The organism is Marinobacter sp. (genome assembly GCF_044799475.1).
Taxonomy (GTDB): domain Bacteria; phylum Pseudomonadota; class Gammaproteobacteria; order Pseudomonadales; family Oleiphilaceae; genus Marinobacter.
Genome location: NZ_CP085217.1, coordinates 2,192,974 through 2,208,422, shown reverse-complemented (window position 1 = coordinate 2,208,422; position 15,449 = coordinate 2,192,974). Strand labels below are relative to the sequence as shown.

The window sequence follows — 15,449 nt, the reverse complement described above, 5'->3', positions numbered from 1 at the left end:
TGATCAATATCCCTTTCCCGCCAGAATGGTCATGACGCACTGTTTCCAGCCTTCCGGCCCCTTCCGGTCCGAATACATCACGCTGTGATCCTCCGACAGCACCAGCGGTTCCGGCCTGGCGGCCCGGATAACCACGGCTATATCCGCCTCTTCCAGCATGGGGCGGTCATTGGGGCCGTCACCAAGCGCAACTGATACCAGCTCTTCCCCTGCGTAGAACGACTGATAGCGCTTCATCAGTGCTCCGATCGGCCGCGCCTTGTCGAAGGCTCCCATGACGTGGAAGAAACGCCCCCCCTTCACAAGCTTCAGATCCTCCTGCTCCAGCGCCCGGCGGAACCCATCTATCTCCATCTGGTTGCCTTGCCACAGCACCGGCTCTGTTGCCAGGCGCTTCTTCGCCAGGGCTGCGGAAGCCGGGTCCAGCCCGGTTTCCGCAGCCAGCTGCTCTACCGACATGTCATTGAAGCCCAGGAATGAGTAGCCGTCTTCACGGAGCCGGCCCAGCACCTCGAGCAGGTCCTGCCGGGGCGAGCCAAACCGGATGATCTCGTCGCTGTCGCTGTCCCCGGCATCGGCATCGGCATCGGCAGAGCCAAAATAACCGGCCGGAATGACCAGCACCGCGCCATTTTCCGCAATGTAAGGGTGATGGTTACCGATCTCCCGGCGAAGTCTCTGGAGTTCAGCGGTGGTCTTGCTGGAATTCAGGATCAGCGGAATGCGATGCTTTTCCAGTTCTTCCAGTGCCGGCTTTGCCGGAGACCAGTCGTAGGTATCATGGTCCAGCAGAGTGCCATCAAGGTCCGTGAAGATAATAAGTCGCGGTCGGCTCATAATAGCCAGTCTCCTTCATCCTGGTGGTTCTGATACTGGCGGGCAAAACGATGGTCCTTATCCACCTCCAGCACCACATCAGCCCTGGCCGGAAGGTCAGCCAGACAACGCCGGGTGATCCGCTCGTAATGCATGATGAAACGCAACAGCTCCCTGTCACTCATTATGCGCTGGCTTGCGCTGCCCTCCGATGGTGCGGTGGTGGCGCGCTCAGCGAGCCTGTGCTCCTGAAGTGTGCGCCAGCGTACAACACAGTCCATGGAGGGAGCTTTCAGCATTATCAATCGGTCAATCTGATCAAAAAACCAGGCGTAGGCGCCCCATAGCTGGTCATTGACAAACTGGCGCCAGATACCCTCCGGATCCTCCCGGGCCTCGAGTGAATTGACCGGGCTGGCCAGACGCTCCGAATCACGGTCGGGGCCGGCACCGACACACCATCCCTCAATCAGAACGACTTTGGCCCCGCCCCGGAACAGAGGCCAGCTGGACCTGGGCAGTCGGTCATCCGAGGCCTTGTCGAATGTGGGCAGAGGGGTGAGTGAGTCCCTGTCCGCCGTGAGCAGGTGATCAATGGTCTGCTGGCCCAGCAGCAGGTCGTGGGTGCCGGGCACGCCGCGGGTCAGCAGAAGCGGGTGGACATTCTGAGCCAGCCCTTCCCGCTCCGCCCGGGTAAGATAGATGTCGTCCAGTGACAGAACCGCGCAGGGCAGATCATGATTTTCATTCAGCAGGGTTTGCAGAAACAGCGAGAGCGTCGACTTGCCTGTGCCCTGGGCTCCATGCAGGCCGGCAATCAGCGGTCGGCCCAGTCGATGCTGCCAGCCAGCAAGGGTTCTGGCCAGAGGTTTGATATGCTCATCGACGACCGCCCTGTAGGCGTCCGGCAGCCGTTCACGCTCCATGAGTTGATCAATGCCCGAATGTGATTCCTCGGATGATATTTGCACGCTCCGTCTCCCGATCCACGTTAGTGTGGCTGAGGTGCTTTCCTGACTCTGATCCGGAATTTTGCAGTTTCCATACCAGGTTTGGCCAACAGCGGTTTCCAGCCAGAAAGCGGAGAGCCGGAACAGGGGCCATATTGAGATCCTGTCTCACAGTCTGACACAATGACGGAAACAGGAAAGCGTTACGTAACAGGAAGCCAGTACTTGCCAGAAACGTATAACTATGGAGCGCCAACCACCCAGGGAGAATGACTCTGACTGACTTTCGCGTAGAACACCGGTATCTCGATCTGCCCGAGGTCTTTTACAGCCGGGTCAGACCAACGCCGCTCCACAGGCCGAAAATGGTGTGCTACAACACCGGGCTTGCCCAGGAGATGGGCTTCGCCGTGGATGAGCCGGAGCAGTGGGCCGCGCTGGGAGCGGGGCAGGAACTGCTAAAAGGCATGGACCCGGTGGCCATGAAGTACACCGGCCACCAGTTCGGCATGTACAACCCGGAGCTGGGGGATGGCCGCGGCCTGTTGCTATGGGAAACCGTAGGCCCGGACGGCCGCCGCTGGGACTGGCACCTCAAGGGTGCCGGCCAGACACCCTATTCCCGGTTTGGTGACGGCCGGGCCGTGCTGCGGTCCACCATACGGGAGTACCTGTGCAGCGAGGCGATGCACTTTCTCGGCATCCCCACCAGCCGGGCACTGTTTCTGGTCAGCGCCGCCGACCCTGTCCGCCGTGAATCCATCGAAACCGCCGCCACTTTAATGCGGGTCGCCCTGACCCACATCCGCTTTGGCCACTTTGAATTTGCCGCTCACGCCCGCAACAGGGAAACCCTCAAGACCCTGACTGACCACACCATCAACCTGCATTTCAGCCACCTGGAAGAACTCCCCGAGCAGGCTCGATACCATCGCTGGCTCAGCGAAGTGGTTGAACGCACGGCAAGGATGGTGGCGGACTGGCAGGCGGTGGGCTTCTGTCACGGTGTGATGAACAGCGACAACATGTCCATCCTGGGCGACACCTTCGATTACGGCCCTTATGCGTTTCTTGACGATTTTGATGCGGGCTACATCTGCAACCATACTGACCAGGAAGGCCGCTACGCCTACAACCGGCAGCCCCAGATCGGCTTCACCAACTGTCAGTACCTGGGCCGGGCCATGGTGCAGCTCATGGAAGAAGATGACGTGCTGGACGCCCTGAGATATTACGAAAAGGCCTACAACGACCGTTTCCTTCAGACCATGAGGAACAAGCTGGGGCTGGCCCTGAAGGAAGAAGCGGACATGGATCTGATCATGGCCACCTTCAGCATGCTCCACGAACACCACATAGATTACACCCTGTTCTTCCGAGGCCTCTCAAGGCTCCCGAGCAAAGGGGCGGGGCCTGTGCGGGATCTGTTCGTGGACCGCAAGGTTGCTGACGAGTGGCTGGAGGGTTACCAGAAAAGACTGGAGCGCGAAAGCCGACCGGACACCGAGCGGGAAGCCGCCATGTGCGCCGTGAACCCAAAATACATCCTGCGTAATTATCTGGCCCAGCAGGTCATCCAGGACGCCCAGACCGGCAACTACGAGCCGTTTCGACAGCTGATTGAAGTACTGAAAAAACCCTTCGACGAACAGCCGGAAAACGAAGCCTACGCGGCCCCGCCTCCGGACTGGGGGAAGCACCTGAACATCAGCTGCTCAAGTTAAGGAAAAGGCCGGGACGGCGGGGTCAGATCAGGCTTGATCTGACCCCTGATTCGGTGGCAAGACGGGGTCAGATCACGCCTGATCTGACCCCCTTATCTGACCCCCACTTCAGCTCTGCAATCAAACCGCCTTGGCGGCAATGATCTTCTCCTGCCACTCGGCAGGCCCTGTCTGGTGTACGGACGAGCCTTTTGAATCCACCGCCACGGTCACCGGCATGTCTTCCACCTCGAATTCGTAGATGGCTTCCATGCCCAGCTCTTCAAAAGCAACCACTTCGGCCTTCTTGATGGCTTTGGACACCAGGTAGGCGGAGCCGCCCACGGCCATGAGGTAGACAGCGCCGAATTCACGGATGGCGTCGATGGCCACCTGGCCACGTTCCGCCTTGCCGATCATGCCGGTGAGGCCGGTTTTCTCAAGCATGGTGCGGGTGAACTTGTCCATGCGGGTGGCCGTCGTCGGGCCGGCGGGACCAACCACTTCTTCCCGCACAGGGTCCACAGGGCCAACGTAATAGATGAAGCGCCCTTTCATGCTCACTGGCAATTCTTCTCCCCGCTCGATCATGTCCACCATCTTCTTGTGGGCGGCGTCGCGGCCGGTCAGCATCTTGCCGGAGAGCAGTACGGTTTCGCCGGGCTTCCAGTCTTTCACGTCTTCCGGGGTAACCGTGTCCAGATTCACCCGGCGCACGCTGTCGCCCACCTCCCAGGTGATCTCTGGCCAGTCTTCCAGGCTTGGCGGGGTCTGCAGCGACGGGCCCGAGCCATCCAGCACGAAGTGCGCATGGCGGGTAGCGGCGCAGTTGGGAATGATCGCCACCGGCTTGTTGGCGGCGTGGGTGGGATAGTCCTTTACCTTCACATCCAGCACGGTCGTCAGGCCGCCCAGGCCCTGGGCGCCAATGCCCAGATCATTGACCTTTTCGAACAGCTCCAGTCGCAGCTCTTCGGCGCGATTTGATGCGCCGCGGGCCTGGAGGTCATGAATGTCGATCGGCTCCAGCAGCGATTCCTTCGCCAGCTCCATCGCCTTCTCGGCGGTGCCGCCAATGCCAATGCCCAGCATGCCCGGCGGGCACCAGCCGGCACCCATCTGGGGAACCATTTTCAGAACCCACTCCACCACCGAGTCCGAGGGATTCAGCATGGCAAATTTCGATTTGGCTTCTGACCCACCACCCTTGGCAGCCACATGGACATCAACCGTATTGCCCGGCACCACCTTGTAGTGAATAACGGCCGGGGTGTTGTCTTTGGTATTGGCGCGCCTGCCATCCGGGTCTGCCAGTACCGATGCCCGCAGAACATTGTCCGGATGCATGTAGGCCCTGCGAACGCCTTCGTTGATGATGTCGTCCAGCGCCATGTCCGCTTCCCACTGCACATCCATGCCGATGGTCACAAACACGGTGACAATGCCGGTGTCCTGGCAGATGGGCCGCTTGCCCTGGGCGCACATCCGGGAGTTGATCAGAATCTGCGCCATCGCATCCTTCGCCGCCTGGGACTCTTCCCTCAGGTAAGCTTCGTACACGGCCTGAATAAAGTCCTTCGGGTGGTAATAGGAGATAAACTGGAGCGCATCCGCTACGCTCTCAATCAGGTCTTCCTGGCGGATTACGGTGGTCATAGGCGTCTCATCAGATTTATGGGTGGTCAGAAAAAACCCCGCGAGTTTACCAGAAATTCGGCAACTGGATGCATCAGCCCATGGTATTGCCGCAGGCAGCTGCCTCTTCCGCTTTGCGCCGGGCTGGCAATCAGGCTTTATCAAACGCCAGAATGGCCCTGTTTCATTTTTACAGGCCGCGTCAGACTGGCGGTCCAAACGTTATCAGGGAGCCCACATTGAGCGATCTCGTTCTTACCAAAACGACAGACCAAACACTGGTTGTCCGCATCAACCGGCTGAGCCGCAAAAACGCCCTCACCTGGGAGATGTACAGCGCCTTGGCCGATGCCCTCAAAACCGCCGAAGCCGACAACAACATCCGCTGCGTGCTGTTTACCGGCAGCGATGACTGCTTCACCGCCGGCAATGACCTGGGGGAGTTTGCCGAAGGACTACCGGGTGATTTTCGCAGCACCCCGGTAGGCCGGTTCCTGTTCGGTCTTGCCACCTCACTCAAGCCCGTGGTGGCCGCGGTGAACGGCCCTGCTGTTGGCATAGGCACCACCATGCTGTTGCACTGCGACCTGGTGTACGCCGGCAATAACAGCCGGTTCCAGATGCCTTTTGCCAACCTGGGGCTGTGCCCCGAGGGCGGATCGAGCCTCCTGCTGCCCCAGTGGCTGGGCCGGGTCAGGGCGGCGGAGCTTCTGATGCTGGGCGGGGCTTTCAGTGCCGATGACGCACACCGCCTGGGCCTGATCAACCGGGTCTGTGAGCCCGCTGACACGGAATCCACAGCGCTGGAGGCCTGCCAGCGGGTCTCGGCCCAGCCACCGGCCGCCATCCGGGCCACCCGTGACCTGCTTAACCGCTCCAGCTTCAAAGCTCTTGAGGCCACCATGCTGGAGGAAGGCGAACTCTTTGTGGAACGGCTGAAATCGCCGGAAGCCGCCGAAGCCTTCCGGGCCTTTGCCGAAAAGCGCAAACCGGACTTCTCCGGCTTCCGGTGAAAGCAGGGTGCGCATCTTCCGGAAATGTAAAATAAACCACAGCTTGAAGCGGCGAACCTCGACAAATGTCCTGGAGCCATCTATTTTTGAGTAAACCTCTGGGCCCCGCGGTTCAGGGACCCCGAACGGCCAACCTGCCAGGGCTCCAGTGTGAGAATCACACTTTAGAGCGATAAACAGGTTCCTTTATCTTTCGCTATAGTCAGACTGACAGAAAAGTGGCTAAAAGCGCTGGCCAGAAATCAGACATTAACCGGCCTCTGACAACGGGCTTACCGGCTGGGTCCGGCCCCGTCAGAAGCCGGCGATAACGACACAACAACAGGAAAGGGTTCCACCCATGTTCAAGAAAACTCTAATAAGCCTTGCCGTGGCGTCCTCACTCGGGCTGACCGGCTGTTTTGATGATGCAGATTCGGGGGCGAACGCCAATCCGGAACCGAAGATCGATAACCCGGCCTTTACCGGAAAAACCTGGCCAGTGTTCAACCCGGTGACCGGCGATATCCCGATTCCGAACGATCTCAACTTCGACCAGACAGCCAAAGACGGCTCTTTCGCTGTTGCCGGTGACCAGACGAATCCTGTTATTGGAGCTCTTAACAACCTGAGCGGCGCGTCCACCGTTGCGCCGATCGTAGTCCGTTTCAGCGACGATATTGATCCCGACTCTGTTGATTCTCGGGCATTCATTCTCACTGATCCGAACGACCCAACTAGCGTAATTCCGAATCCGAGGCAGAACGTTTTCCTGATCGAGCTGGCCTATGCCAGCGGAGAGCCGGTTCGCGGTTTGTCGCTCCAGGAGCCGCCGACCATTCCGATCGCGATTACTGCACAGGTTGCGGCTGGTAAAGATCCTCTGGACACCATCCCGCGTCTGGGTATCGCCGTCGATCTGCAAGGGCGCAACCAGGCGAAGGCCTTCGGCTATCTCAACAACCTTGTGGCCAACCCCGAATTCGACCACGACATAATCCAGCTTGAAGGCGATTCGGCCCTCCGTATCCGGCCAAACAAGCCTCTTAATCCACTGAGCCGTTATGTCGTTGTGGTAACCAATGAAGTCCGCGATGCCAGTGGCGACCGGATTGTCGGTTCCCCGGCCTACCAGAACCTGCGCGACCCGGACACGCGCCTTGCCAGCCCTTCTCTTGCTCCCGTCCGTACTCTTATCACACGTCTGTGGGAAACCATTGGCTCCCAGTACTTCGGGCTTAACAACCAGGCACGAGCGGACGTTGGTCTGCCCGACCTGACCAAGGACAACATTGCCCTGTCTCTCGCGATCACAACCAGCGAAGACAAGAAAGTTCTCAGCCATATTGCCAACCCGGCCAACTGGTTTGCGGATCAACTCAGGCGCTCGGTTACCACTGCAGCGGCTGGTGCTGCTGTAAAGGGTGGCGCTAGCGAATTTGGGCAGGTTTTTGCTGCCGTGGAAGGAGCCAAGGGCTCATTTACGCCGAGCGCTGCCCTGGATGAATTTCCTGCTGCCTGCGATAACGATGCCGATCCCGCAACGACAGGTTTTCAAACCAATCTGGGAGCTGGCGTCGTCACATTTGAGGATAAGTTTGGCTGTGTCGGCACGGTAGTTGCGAGCAGCTTCCCGGAAGGCACCTTCCCGAAGCCTTCGGCACAAGAGTTCGACATACTCAGAACCGACAACGCCCTTGCGGTTTCCGCGGTTCTTTCACAGCTTAATTTCAACGGGGTTGCGGTTGATGTTCATCAGGGCTCCATCGAACTGCCCTATTTCATAGCCGCTCCCGATGCCACCCAGACTGGCCCCTCGTCTTCCATTCGCACGGTAAGCTGGCGGCCGAACTCCGGTCTGGCTGAGTTTCTTGGCGGAGAACTGGGGGTGACTATTCCTCAGGCGGATCCGGAAGTGAGCCGGGTACTGAACTATAATTTCCCCTTCCCTACTGTTCAGGAAACCGTCGAAGTTCCCATGCTGATCATTACCCAAGGGGGAGCGGACCCGAGGGTTTCTGGCCAGGATCTCATCCCTGTTATTTATCAGCACGGCATAACTACGGACCGCAGTGCGGCGCTGACCTTCGGAAGTCAGTTAGTTGCCAGCGCCGCAGGTGCTGGTCTTAACGTTGCCGTTTTCGCTATCGATCAGCCTCTGCACGGCGTTGCACCAGCTACAACAGAAGAGAGACTTGAGCTGGCAGGCACTCTGCTAGCTGGCGTTGAGGATCTCGTTGATCTGCCTGAGGGTACGTTCAACACTGAAGCACTTCGAGAAGCAACAGTAGAGGGAGAGATAGAAACTCTAGTTGGAGCTGGAATCCCTCAGGCAAATGCCTTCGTCATCGTGGGCACCGTAGCCAGAGCTGGCAGCACCATCCCCGGTCTGGCACCAGCGAATACAGCAACTGGCTTCCAGCCGGGTGAAATCAACGAACGCCATTTCGGCTTTACCGCCGGCCCGGGCAACAACCCGGTTCCGATGAACTTTGAGACAGGCTTTGGTTCGTCCGGCTCACTGTTCATTAACCTGTCCAACTTCCTGAACAACCGTGACATCCTGCGTCAGGGCGCGTACGACCTGATGAACCTGACCGCAACGATCAGCACGTCCAAGAAGCTGCCAGGCATTGATGCCTCGAAGGGCGTGACCTTCATCGGCCACTCTCTGGGCACCATCAACGGGGGTGCGTTCGTAGGGGCGAGCAAAGCTAGCGGAAACTCAGATTTGCGAGTGGCAGGCAATCACCTGCTGACACCGGTAGCAGGCATCACTCGCCTTCTGGAGAACTCGCCAAGCTTCGCACCCACTATTCTAGGTGGACTGCAGGCAGCAGCTGGCCTGACCCAGGGCGATGCGGATCTGGAGACCTTCCTGAACGTGAATCAGGCAGCGCTGGATTCGGTTGATCCGATTAACTTTGCCGATGAACTGAAGGAGTCGAATACTCTACTTAGTCAGATCAATGGTGACCGCACCACTCCGAATGCGGCAGATAGCCGGTTTGGCGAGCCACCTCTGGAGATCACGCTGCCCAATGGCGTGCAGATTGATTCGCCTGCAGCTCCGCTTACAGGCTCTGAAGCGCTGGCAGCGATCATGGGCGCAACCGAAGGCCAGTTCCCTGTGGTCGACGGGCAATTCCAGGGAGGCAACACGCCCTTTCTGACACGTTACGTAGAAGGTGTGCACACAACCCCAGTGCTGCCGTTGGCAGAGATTGCTGAGCCTGGCGATGTACTGAAAGACCGCACCATCGCGCAGACCGAACAAGTCGTTGTAACTGCCGATGATGCAAAAGACACCTTCAGCAACATGATTCTGGAAACTATCTTCCTGCTTCCGACTCCGTAACCGGCGCTATAACGCGCACGATACACCGGTGGGTTAAGCACCACCGGCAGCAATTTAAAAGCCCCGTCCCTGACGGGGCTTTTTTATCACTGCATCTCCAGCGCTGCCCCAGCAAAGACCGAATTGGAGTCCTAAAGGGCACAGACCAGCATCCACATACCTGCCCCTGCAATTCTGTCATTGAAGGAATCACCAGTGCCTGACTTCGCTTCCTGGTCCCTTCCGCTCCGTATCCTGTAATTCGCTGACCTACAGAGCCCCTGAAAGCCTTGAGAGCAGGGCGCTGTGACGAAGGTTTGGGGCTCCAAGTCGAGACTTCGCAACACCATTCTCAAGGCTTTCAGGGCTCCCGAAGGGCTTGCCACTGGTGACTCTGGTCCTGTATTGCCACTCCTGATGTGGAACCACCACACCTGCGGGCTGACGCCTTGGCCAGAATCGCCAGCGGCAAGAAGTAGATCAGCAAATTAACCAGACGGGGCATTAGTGCACCGACGTTAACCTGCGGGAGGTCACCATAAGGTTCCAGCAGGACCGGCTCACAAAACATGAACAAAGCAGCGCAACGCCGGCAAGGAAAGAGGGCAAGTGCGGTAGGTTGAGAAACAGAAGGCCCCACCAGAGGTGGGGCCGGGACTGCAGACTTCGACGTTACGTTTAGTTCGAGATAGTCATCTCGCCCTGCTTCACCAGATTTGCCTCTATGTCCTCTTCGCTAAACCAGAACTGCCGGTAGTCCTTCTCGGAGTACCGCAGGCTCTGATCAAGGAAATACGGTGAGTCCGCATCAGAGGACTGGGAATAGCTGGTCAGTCCAAACGCCACCGGGCCCCGGTCAGTGAATTCGAGGCCGAAGTGAAAGCTGGTTCCGCGAGCCATCAGCCATCCCTCTCCCGGCTCGTCAGAGAGACCCGCAGTATCGTCAATGGTGTCCGGTGCGATCCGGGGCAGACGCGTGTCTTCCTTCACCGGCGAGGTGACCACACCTATGGCATTGAACACTCCATCAACACTCCCATTGCCACCGTGCCAGGGAAGCCGCCACTCAGGCTTGGTCCTGGGGGTGCCGCCCGGCGGAACGAGACCCGATGGCTGGTAGTACTGGACAGTTCCGAGGGCAACATTGTACTCAATGCCACCAAGGTCCAGCGCGTCAAGGCCGGCAGCCAGCGACTGAAGCATGGCGTCATCCGCCGTGCCCCGGTTATCGCTGGAGGGAGTCGAGGGCGTGGCGACCGGATTTGAAGGATTAAACTCTATGGTCAGCTCAGTATCCAGCTTATTCTGGTAGTCTCCAATGAAAACCCGGAACACATGGGCGCCGACGCTATCTGTGTTGTAGACACCATCCCAGCCCTGCAATACCGCACAGCCCTCGTCGACAGTCCGGCTTCCACCCTCGGCCAGATTTACCGGCGTGGTTCCGATCAGGGCACAGCGCTCGCGCAGTTCCGTCAGGAACTGCTCCGCATACCAGCTCCGATTGTTATAGATCACATTGATGAGGTTATCCGCGCTGAATTTCCCATCCTGACCCGCGGGAGCAGTGGCGCCAGGGGACACCGGCCCCGAATCCAGAGGATTCTGCAGCATGGTGATCCCCAGGCGGGTTCTAGGGTTCAGAGACTCCCTCTCCGGCCCGAACAGGGGCGAAAACCCGATCAGCGGTTCCGCCGGGTTGGCAGACCAGTGACTATCGTTCGAGTTCTGAACCCAGTCGGTGCGCACCAATTGTGGCTTTTTATCAAAGGGTACCAGCCCGCCGCATTCGCCCTCGACCCAGTCATCCGTGGACGTGCTTCCATCCAGCAGGGTAATGCCTGCCCTGAACAGCTTGTCAAACGCCGGGAACACACCACGTTTGAATTCAAGCGACGAAATTGATCCCTCTGAGAGATTTGGTACGGAGCTGCTGTCTATGTAATAGGCGTTGCCCTGATCGTCAGCATAGGTGGAATTGGTCCAGAAGGTGGTCCCGCAATTCCGGAACACATCCTGGAATTCTTCCAGAGTAGAGGCCCGGCTCATCTGCAACCAGGAATCGAGAAGGCGTTCAGTGGTCGCGTTTGCGTCGCGATAGGTGTAGGCCGCCGGCTTCCTGTTAACCAGACCGCTGTCACCCCAAGCAGGGAAGGCGTCGTTAACAAGATCGGCTGCGAGCATCGGGCCGTATTCCGAAAAGTAGAATTTCCTTTCCAGCAGCATCGGCTGCGGAGCTCCTACGTTGACCTCAATCTGAAATGTTTTTTCAGTGATGGGCTTTTTAATGCCATCCTTGATGTAGGAAAGATCATCGTCAGGCGCCAGTTCCAGTTCATACCAGGTGAATCTCCGGCCGGTTGACACCGTGTGAGACCACGCCAGATTCTCGTTGAAGTTGATCAGCGGAATGGCGGTCCCCAGCAGGCCGGAGCCGCTGACATTCAGATACCCCGGCACTGTCATCTGCATCTGGTAGAGACGACGATGGCCGGTGTAGGGAAAGTGAGGATTGGCAAGCAGGGCTCCACGGCCCTGCTCCGTCAAATCTGCACCGACGCCCCAGGCGTTGCTTGCCAGGCCGGTATCCGTGTAGTCCTCTCTCTCTGACGCCAGCCGCTGGGCGTCGCTCACAATCCGCTTCAGATTGAGCTTGCTGTCAGCAGCCGAGGCGGTCATTACGGGGACAGGGTCGGCCGAGGCTCCTGGAGGCACTGCCGCAAAGGCAGCGCCAGTGGCAAACAATGCGCCACTGGCAACCTGGCCCAGAATGCGATAATGGGCGAAAAGGTCAATCGGCGAGATTTCAAATACCCAGGGCTGATTGCGGCATTCTGCCGGGTAGTCAGCAGCGTCGGTTTCTGACACATATTTGTTGTAACCCTCCGTGAAGCCCTCCATCAGTGCCCGGCTCTCGGCGGAAAGGCCCGGAAACTCCTCGGCTGCCCTGCTTCTGATCTCCTGGGCCTTGAAACTGAAGTCGTTAATGACGTGAATGCTCTCCGGCCCGGGGCCAAAATATTTCGCCCGCTCGCTTCGCGCTTTGACAAATGCTTCGGCAAGCAGGCACACATTGTCCTGCGCCTGAGCGTAACCATGGCCAAATGCGGCAGACTTGAGGTTGTCTCCCGTGATGTGAGGAACACCATTGGTGGTCCGGCGGATAGTTGCCTGTAAACGGCCATCTGCCGGGAACAGGTCTTCGTTGACCGGTGTGTTGCTCACTGACGAAGAACTGCTGTTACCATCGGTACAGCCAGCTACCAACAGGCTTCCCATCAGAGACAGGCCAACAGCGCAGAGCCTCAGCCTCCTGCCGCGTTGAGTGGAATCAGGTAAGAGATTCATGATCGGACCTTCCTTTTATTGTCGTTGTAACGCCACGCGCAAAGCGGTGACCTACCTATCAAATTAGCAGAAAAGAAACCCCACTCAGCAAAAAACTGAGAACAGATTCATTTTTTACGCAATTCGCTCACCTTTTTTTAAAGAAAGGCATAAACTACAAAACCTGTTGTCTTTTCATACAGGAAATACAGGTTTTATCAGCCAGACTCCAGGTCAGAACCCGATCAAAAAAAACAACAGGCACCACCATGGACACTGCGCAAGCGGAACAGGCTTTCCCCCTGAACCAGCAGGAAGCGTTAAGGCCAGCAACATTCAGAGAACAGACCCTCCGCAAACGCCGGCTGGCCATGTCCTTTACCTCCTATATTGCCACCTTCTCACTGGTGGCCTTTTGCTGGTATCAGGACCTGATTCCCGGACAGGTGGTGGTTCAGTACGCCGTTTTTTCAGCACTTCTTAACGGCACTTTCCTCTGCCTGATTCAGACCAACCTCAATCTCCGGTTCCGCGACCCCAGCATGACCATCCCCCAGATGGTTCTGTCTCTGCTGCCGGCCCTGTGGGTGATGTTTTTTCTGGATTCAGGCCAGGCGCGAGCGTCCTTCCTGATGATTGCGATGGTGCCGCCCCTGTACGGCATGCTGGGCCTCAGCAGACGTCAGTTCCTGATGGTGAGCCTCACCTTCTTTGGCCTTTACGGCCTGCTTTACCTGAGTCTGTTGGCATTCCGGCCCGAAGCACTCACCGGCGCTCTGGATCTGATTCAGACCCTGGCCTTTGCCCTGGTGATGTCCCAGATTGCCATCATTGGCGGCTTTATCAGTGAGCTGCGGAGCAAGCTGAGGGAGCGTAATAAGGATCTTGGAGAGGCTATGGCAAAAATCCAGGACCTGGTCAACATGGATGCCCTGACCGGCATCTACAACCGCCGGCGCCTTTTTGAGGTAATTGCCGAAGAGTCCAATCGGTACGGCCGCTGCCCTGGCTCCTTCTCTCTGTGTCTGCTGGATATTGATCACTTCAAGGACGTGAACGACACCCACGGCCACCAGGCCGGCGATGCGATTCTCCGGTCGGTGGCACAGTGTGTTGCCAAAGGACTGCGGGTGATTGACTGCTTTGGCCGCTATGGCGGCGAGGAGTTTCTGATCATACTGCCCCAGACTCCCATCGAGGGGGCTCTGATCAAGGCGGAGCGGGTCCGCGAGTGTATCGAGGGGATTTCCTTTGATGATATCTCCGGCAGCCTCAGGGTCACCGTTTCCATTGGCGTGGCCGAGTTCCAGCGTGGAGAGGATCCGGATCAAACCCTGGCCCGGGCGGACCAGGCTCTGTATGAGGCCAAGCACAAGGGCCGCAACCAGGTGGTAACCCACGACAGCCACGGGGAACTGGCTGTCGCCGGGGAAGAGGTTGCTGGCTGATCAGCTGCCGAGAATATCCTGGTTGTCGGCGCCCAGGCTTTTGCCAGTATAAGACGACTGACAGGGCGTCCGGCTGAACTTGATGGGATGACCAATCTGCTTTTGCGGCGAGCCATCCTGCCGTGCCACTTCGATCACCATGTCCCTCGCCTGCAGCTGCGGATGCTCCGCCGCCTCCGAAATGGTCAGCACCGGCTCGACACAGGCATCCTGGCCGGCGAAGGCGTCTTCCCATTCGGCCAGGGTGCGTTTTGCAACCGCTTCGCTGATGCCCTGCTTCAGCTCCTTCTGATGTTCCGGGTTCTGGCTCAGGCCATAGCTCTTGAGCCCGGGAATGCCGAGAAGATCGCACAGACGCTGGCAGAACTGGGGTTCGAGACTGCCCACGGAAAGCCAGCGGCCATCCGCTGTCCGGTAGTAATCATAGAAGGTACCGCCGTTGAGCAGGGAGCTTTCCGGCGCAGGCTCTTCGCCGCCAGCGAGGCAGGCGGCGCCTGCCATGCCATTCAGGGCGAAAGCGGCATCGGTCATGCTGACATCCACAAACTGGCCCTCGCCGGTGTGTTGCCGGTGCACCACCGCAGCCAGTATCCCCATGACCGCATGGTGTGAACCGCCAGCCACATCCGCCACCTGGATGCCCAGCGGTGGCGGTCCGTCTCCCCGGCGTCCGCTGTGGCTGCTCACGCCCGCAAGGGCCAGGTAATTGATGTCGTGGCCAGCCCGGCTACGATAGGGCCCGGTCTGGCCATAGCCGGTGATGGCGCAGTAAATCAGTTCCGGATTGATCTCTCTGAGCGCTTCATAGCCTATTCCCAGGCGGTCCATCACCCCGGGGCGGAACTGCTCGATCACCACATCGTATTCCGCCACCAGACGGCGGATCACCTCCAGGCTCTCCGCTTTCTTGAGATCCAGCCCAAGGGAACGCTTGCCCCGGTTGAGGTAGGCGTGGGCCGTACTGACACCCCCGTCGTGGGGCGGCATGACCCGTGTCAGATCCATGCGGTCCGGTGCCTCCACCCGCAGGACATCGGCGCCCATGTCGGCCAACATCATGGTGGCGTAAGGCCCAGGCAAAAGGGTGGTGAAATCAAGGACTTTAAGTTGGCTAAGTGGCCCTGGCATGGTGTCTCCCCGGTGGGCGTAAATCGGATTCTCTGAGTGTTCTGATGCTGCCGGGTTTTTATCCCCGGGCCAACCGCCAGTTGCATCATTCCCATTGACCTTTTCTGCCAATC

Annotated in this window: 9 protein-coding genes; 4 read left to right on the top strand and 5 right to left on the bottom strand. The window is 58.5% G+C overall.

Translation table 11 applies throughout. The annotated features are described in order from the left end of the window. Positions 1–3: 3 nt before the first annotated feature. Together LG327_RS10310 and LG327_RS10305 are read right to left on the bottom strand one after the other, a co-directional pair. A complete protein-coding gene (locus LG327_RS10310; RefSeq protein WP_404361725.1) occupies positions 4–837 on the bottom strand; it encodes an HAD-IIB family hydrolase in 834 nt (277 codons plus the stop codon). After that, positions 834–1,787, bottom strand: coding sequence for a hypothetical protein (locus LG327_RS10305; RefSeq protein WP_404361724.1), 954 nt, complete (start codon positions 1,785–1,787; stop codon positions 834–836). The genes LG327_RS10310 and LG327_RS10305 overlap by 4 nt, the downstream gene beginning before the upstream one ends. A 248-nt stretch (positions 1,788–2,035) precedes the next feature. Here LG327_RS10305 and LG327_RS10300 point away from each other — a divergent pair, with 248 nt between their 5' ends. Continuing rightward, positions 2,036–3,490, top strand: a complete 1,455-nt coding sequence (locus LG327_RS10300; RefSeq protein ID WP_404361723.1) for a YdiU family protein — start codon at positions 2,036–2,038, stop codon at positions 3,488–3,490. 120 nt (positions 3,491–3,610) lie between these two features. On the opposite strand, the gene LG327_RS10295 is transcribed toward LG327_RS10300, so the two are convergent. Continuing rightward, positions 3,611–5,125 (bottom strand): fumarate hydratase, encoded by a 1,515-nt coding sequence (locus LG327_RS10295; protein ID WP_404361722.1) that lies wholly within the window; start codon positions 5,123–5,125, stop codon positions 3,611–3,613. 218 nt (positions 5,126–5,343) lie between these two features. Here LG327_RS10295 and LG327_RS10290 point away from each other — a divergent pair, with 218 nt between their 5' ends. Further along, complete coding sequence (locus LG327_RS10290; RefSeq protein ID WP_404361721.1) at positions 5,344–6,117, top strand: enoyl-CoA hydratase; 774 nt, start codon at positions 5,344–5,346, stop codon at positions 6,115–6,117. Between the two features lie 340 nt (positions 6,118–6,457). Beyond that, positions 6,458–9,454 (top strand): hypothetical protein, encoded by a 2,997-nt coding sequence (locus tag LG327_RS10285; protein ID WP_404361720.1) that lies wholly within the window; start codon positions 6,458–6,460, stop codon positions 9,452–9,454. A gap of 657 nt (positions 9,455–10,111) precedes the next feature. Here the strand turns inward: LG327_RS10285 and LG327_RS10280 are convergent. After that, positions 10,112–12,658, bottom strand: coding sequence for a penicillin acylase family protein (locus tag LG327_RS10280; protein ID WP_404361719.1), 2,547 nt, complete (start codon positions 12,656–12,658; stop codon positions 10,112–10,114). A gap of 371 nt (positions 12,659–13,029) precedes the next feature. Here LG327_RS10280 and LG327_RS10275 point away from each other — a divergent pair, with 371 nt between their 5' ends. Further along, on the top strand, positions 13,030–14,208 hold the full coding sequence (locus tag LG327_RS10275) for a GGDEF domain-containing protein (protein ID WP_404361718.1): 1,179 nt from the start codon (positions 13,030–13,032) through the stop codon (positions 14,206–14,208). Here the strand turns inward: LG327_RS10275 and LG327_RS10270 are convergent, their stop codons facing one another. Then, on the bottom strand, positions 14,209–15,336 hold the full coding sequence (locus LG327_RS10270) for a CaiB/BaiF CoA transferase family protein (RefSeq protein ID WP_404361717.1): 1,128 nt from the start codon (positions 15,334–15,336) through the stop codon (positions 14,209–14,211). It lies immediately after the preceding gene. Positions 15,337–15,449: the final 113 nt, after the last annotated feature.

Excerpts from the sequence above, each read along its gene's own strand:
- LG327_RS10300 (WP_404361723.1), top strand. The coding sequence starts at position 2,036 with ATGACTCTGACTGACTTTCGCGTAGAACACCGGTATCTCGATCTGCCC.
- LG327_RS10285 (WP_404361720.1), top strand. The coding sequence starts at position 6,458 with ATGTTCAAGAAAACTCTAATAAGCCTTGCCGTGGCGTCCTCACTCGGG.
- LG327_RS10275 (WP_404361718.1), top strand. The coding sequence starts at position 13,030 with ATGGACACTGCGCAAGCGGAACAGGCTTTCCCCCTGAACCAGCAGGAA.
- LG327_RS10270 (WP_404361717.1), bottom strand. The coding sequence starts at position 15,336 with ATGCCAGGGCCACTTAGCCAACTTAAAGTCCTTGATTTCACCACCCTT.
- LG327_RS10310 (WP_404361725.1), bottom strand. The coding sequence starts at position 837 with ATGAGCCGACCGCGACTTATTATCTTCACGGACCTTGATGGCACTCTG.
- LG327_RS10295 (WP_404361722.1), bottom strand. The coding sequence starts at position 5,125 with ATGACCACCGTAATCCGCCAGGAAGACCTGATTGAGAGCGTAGCGGAT.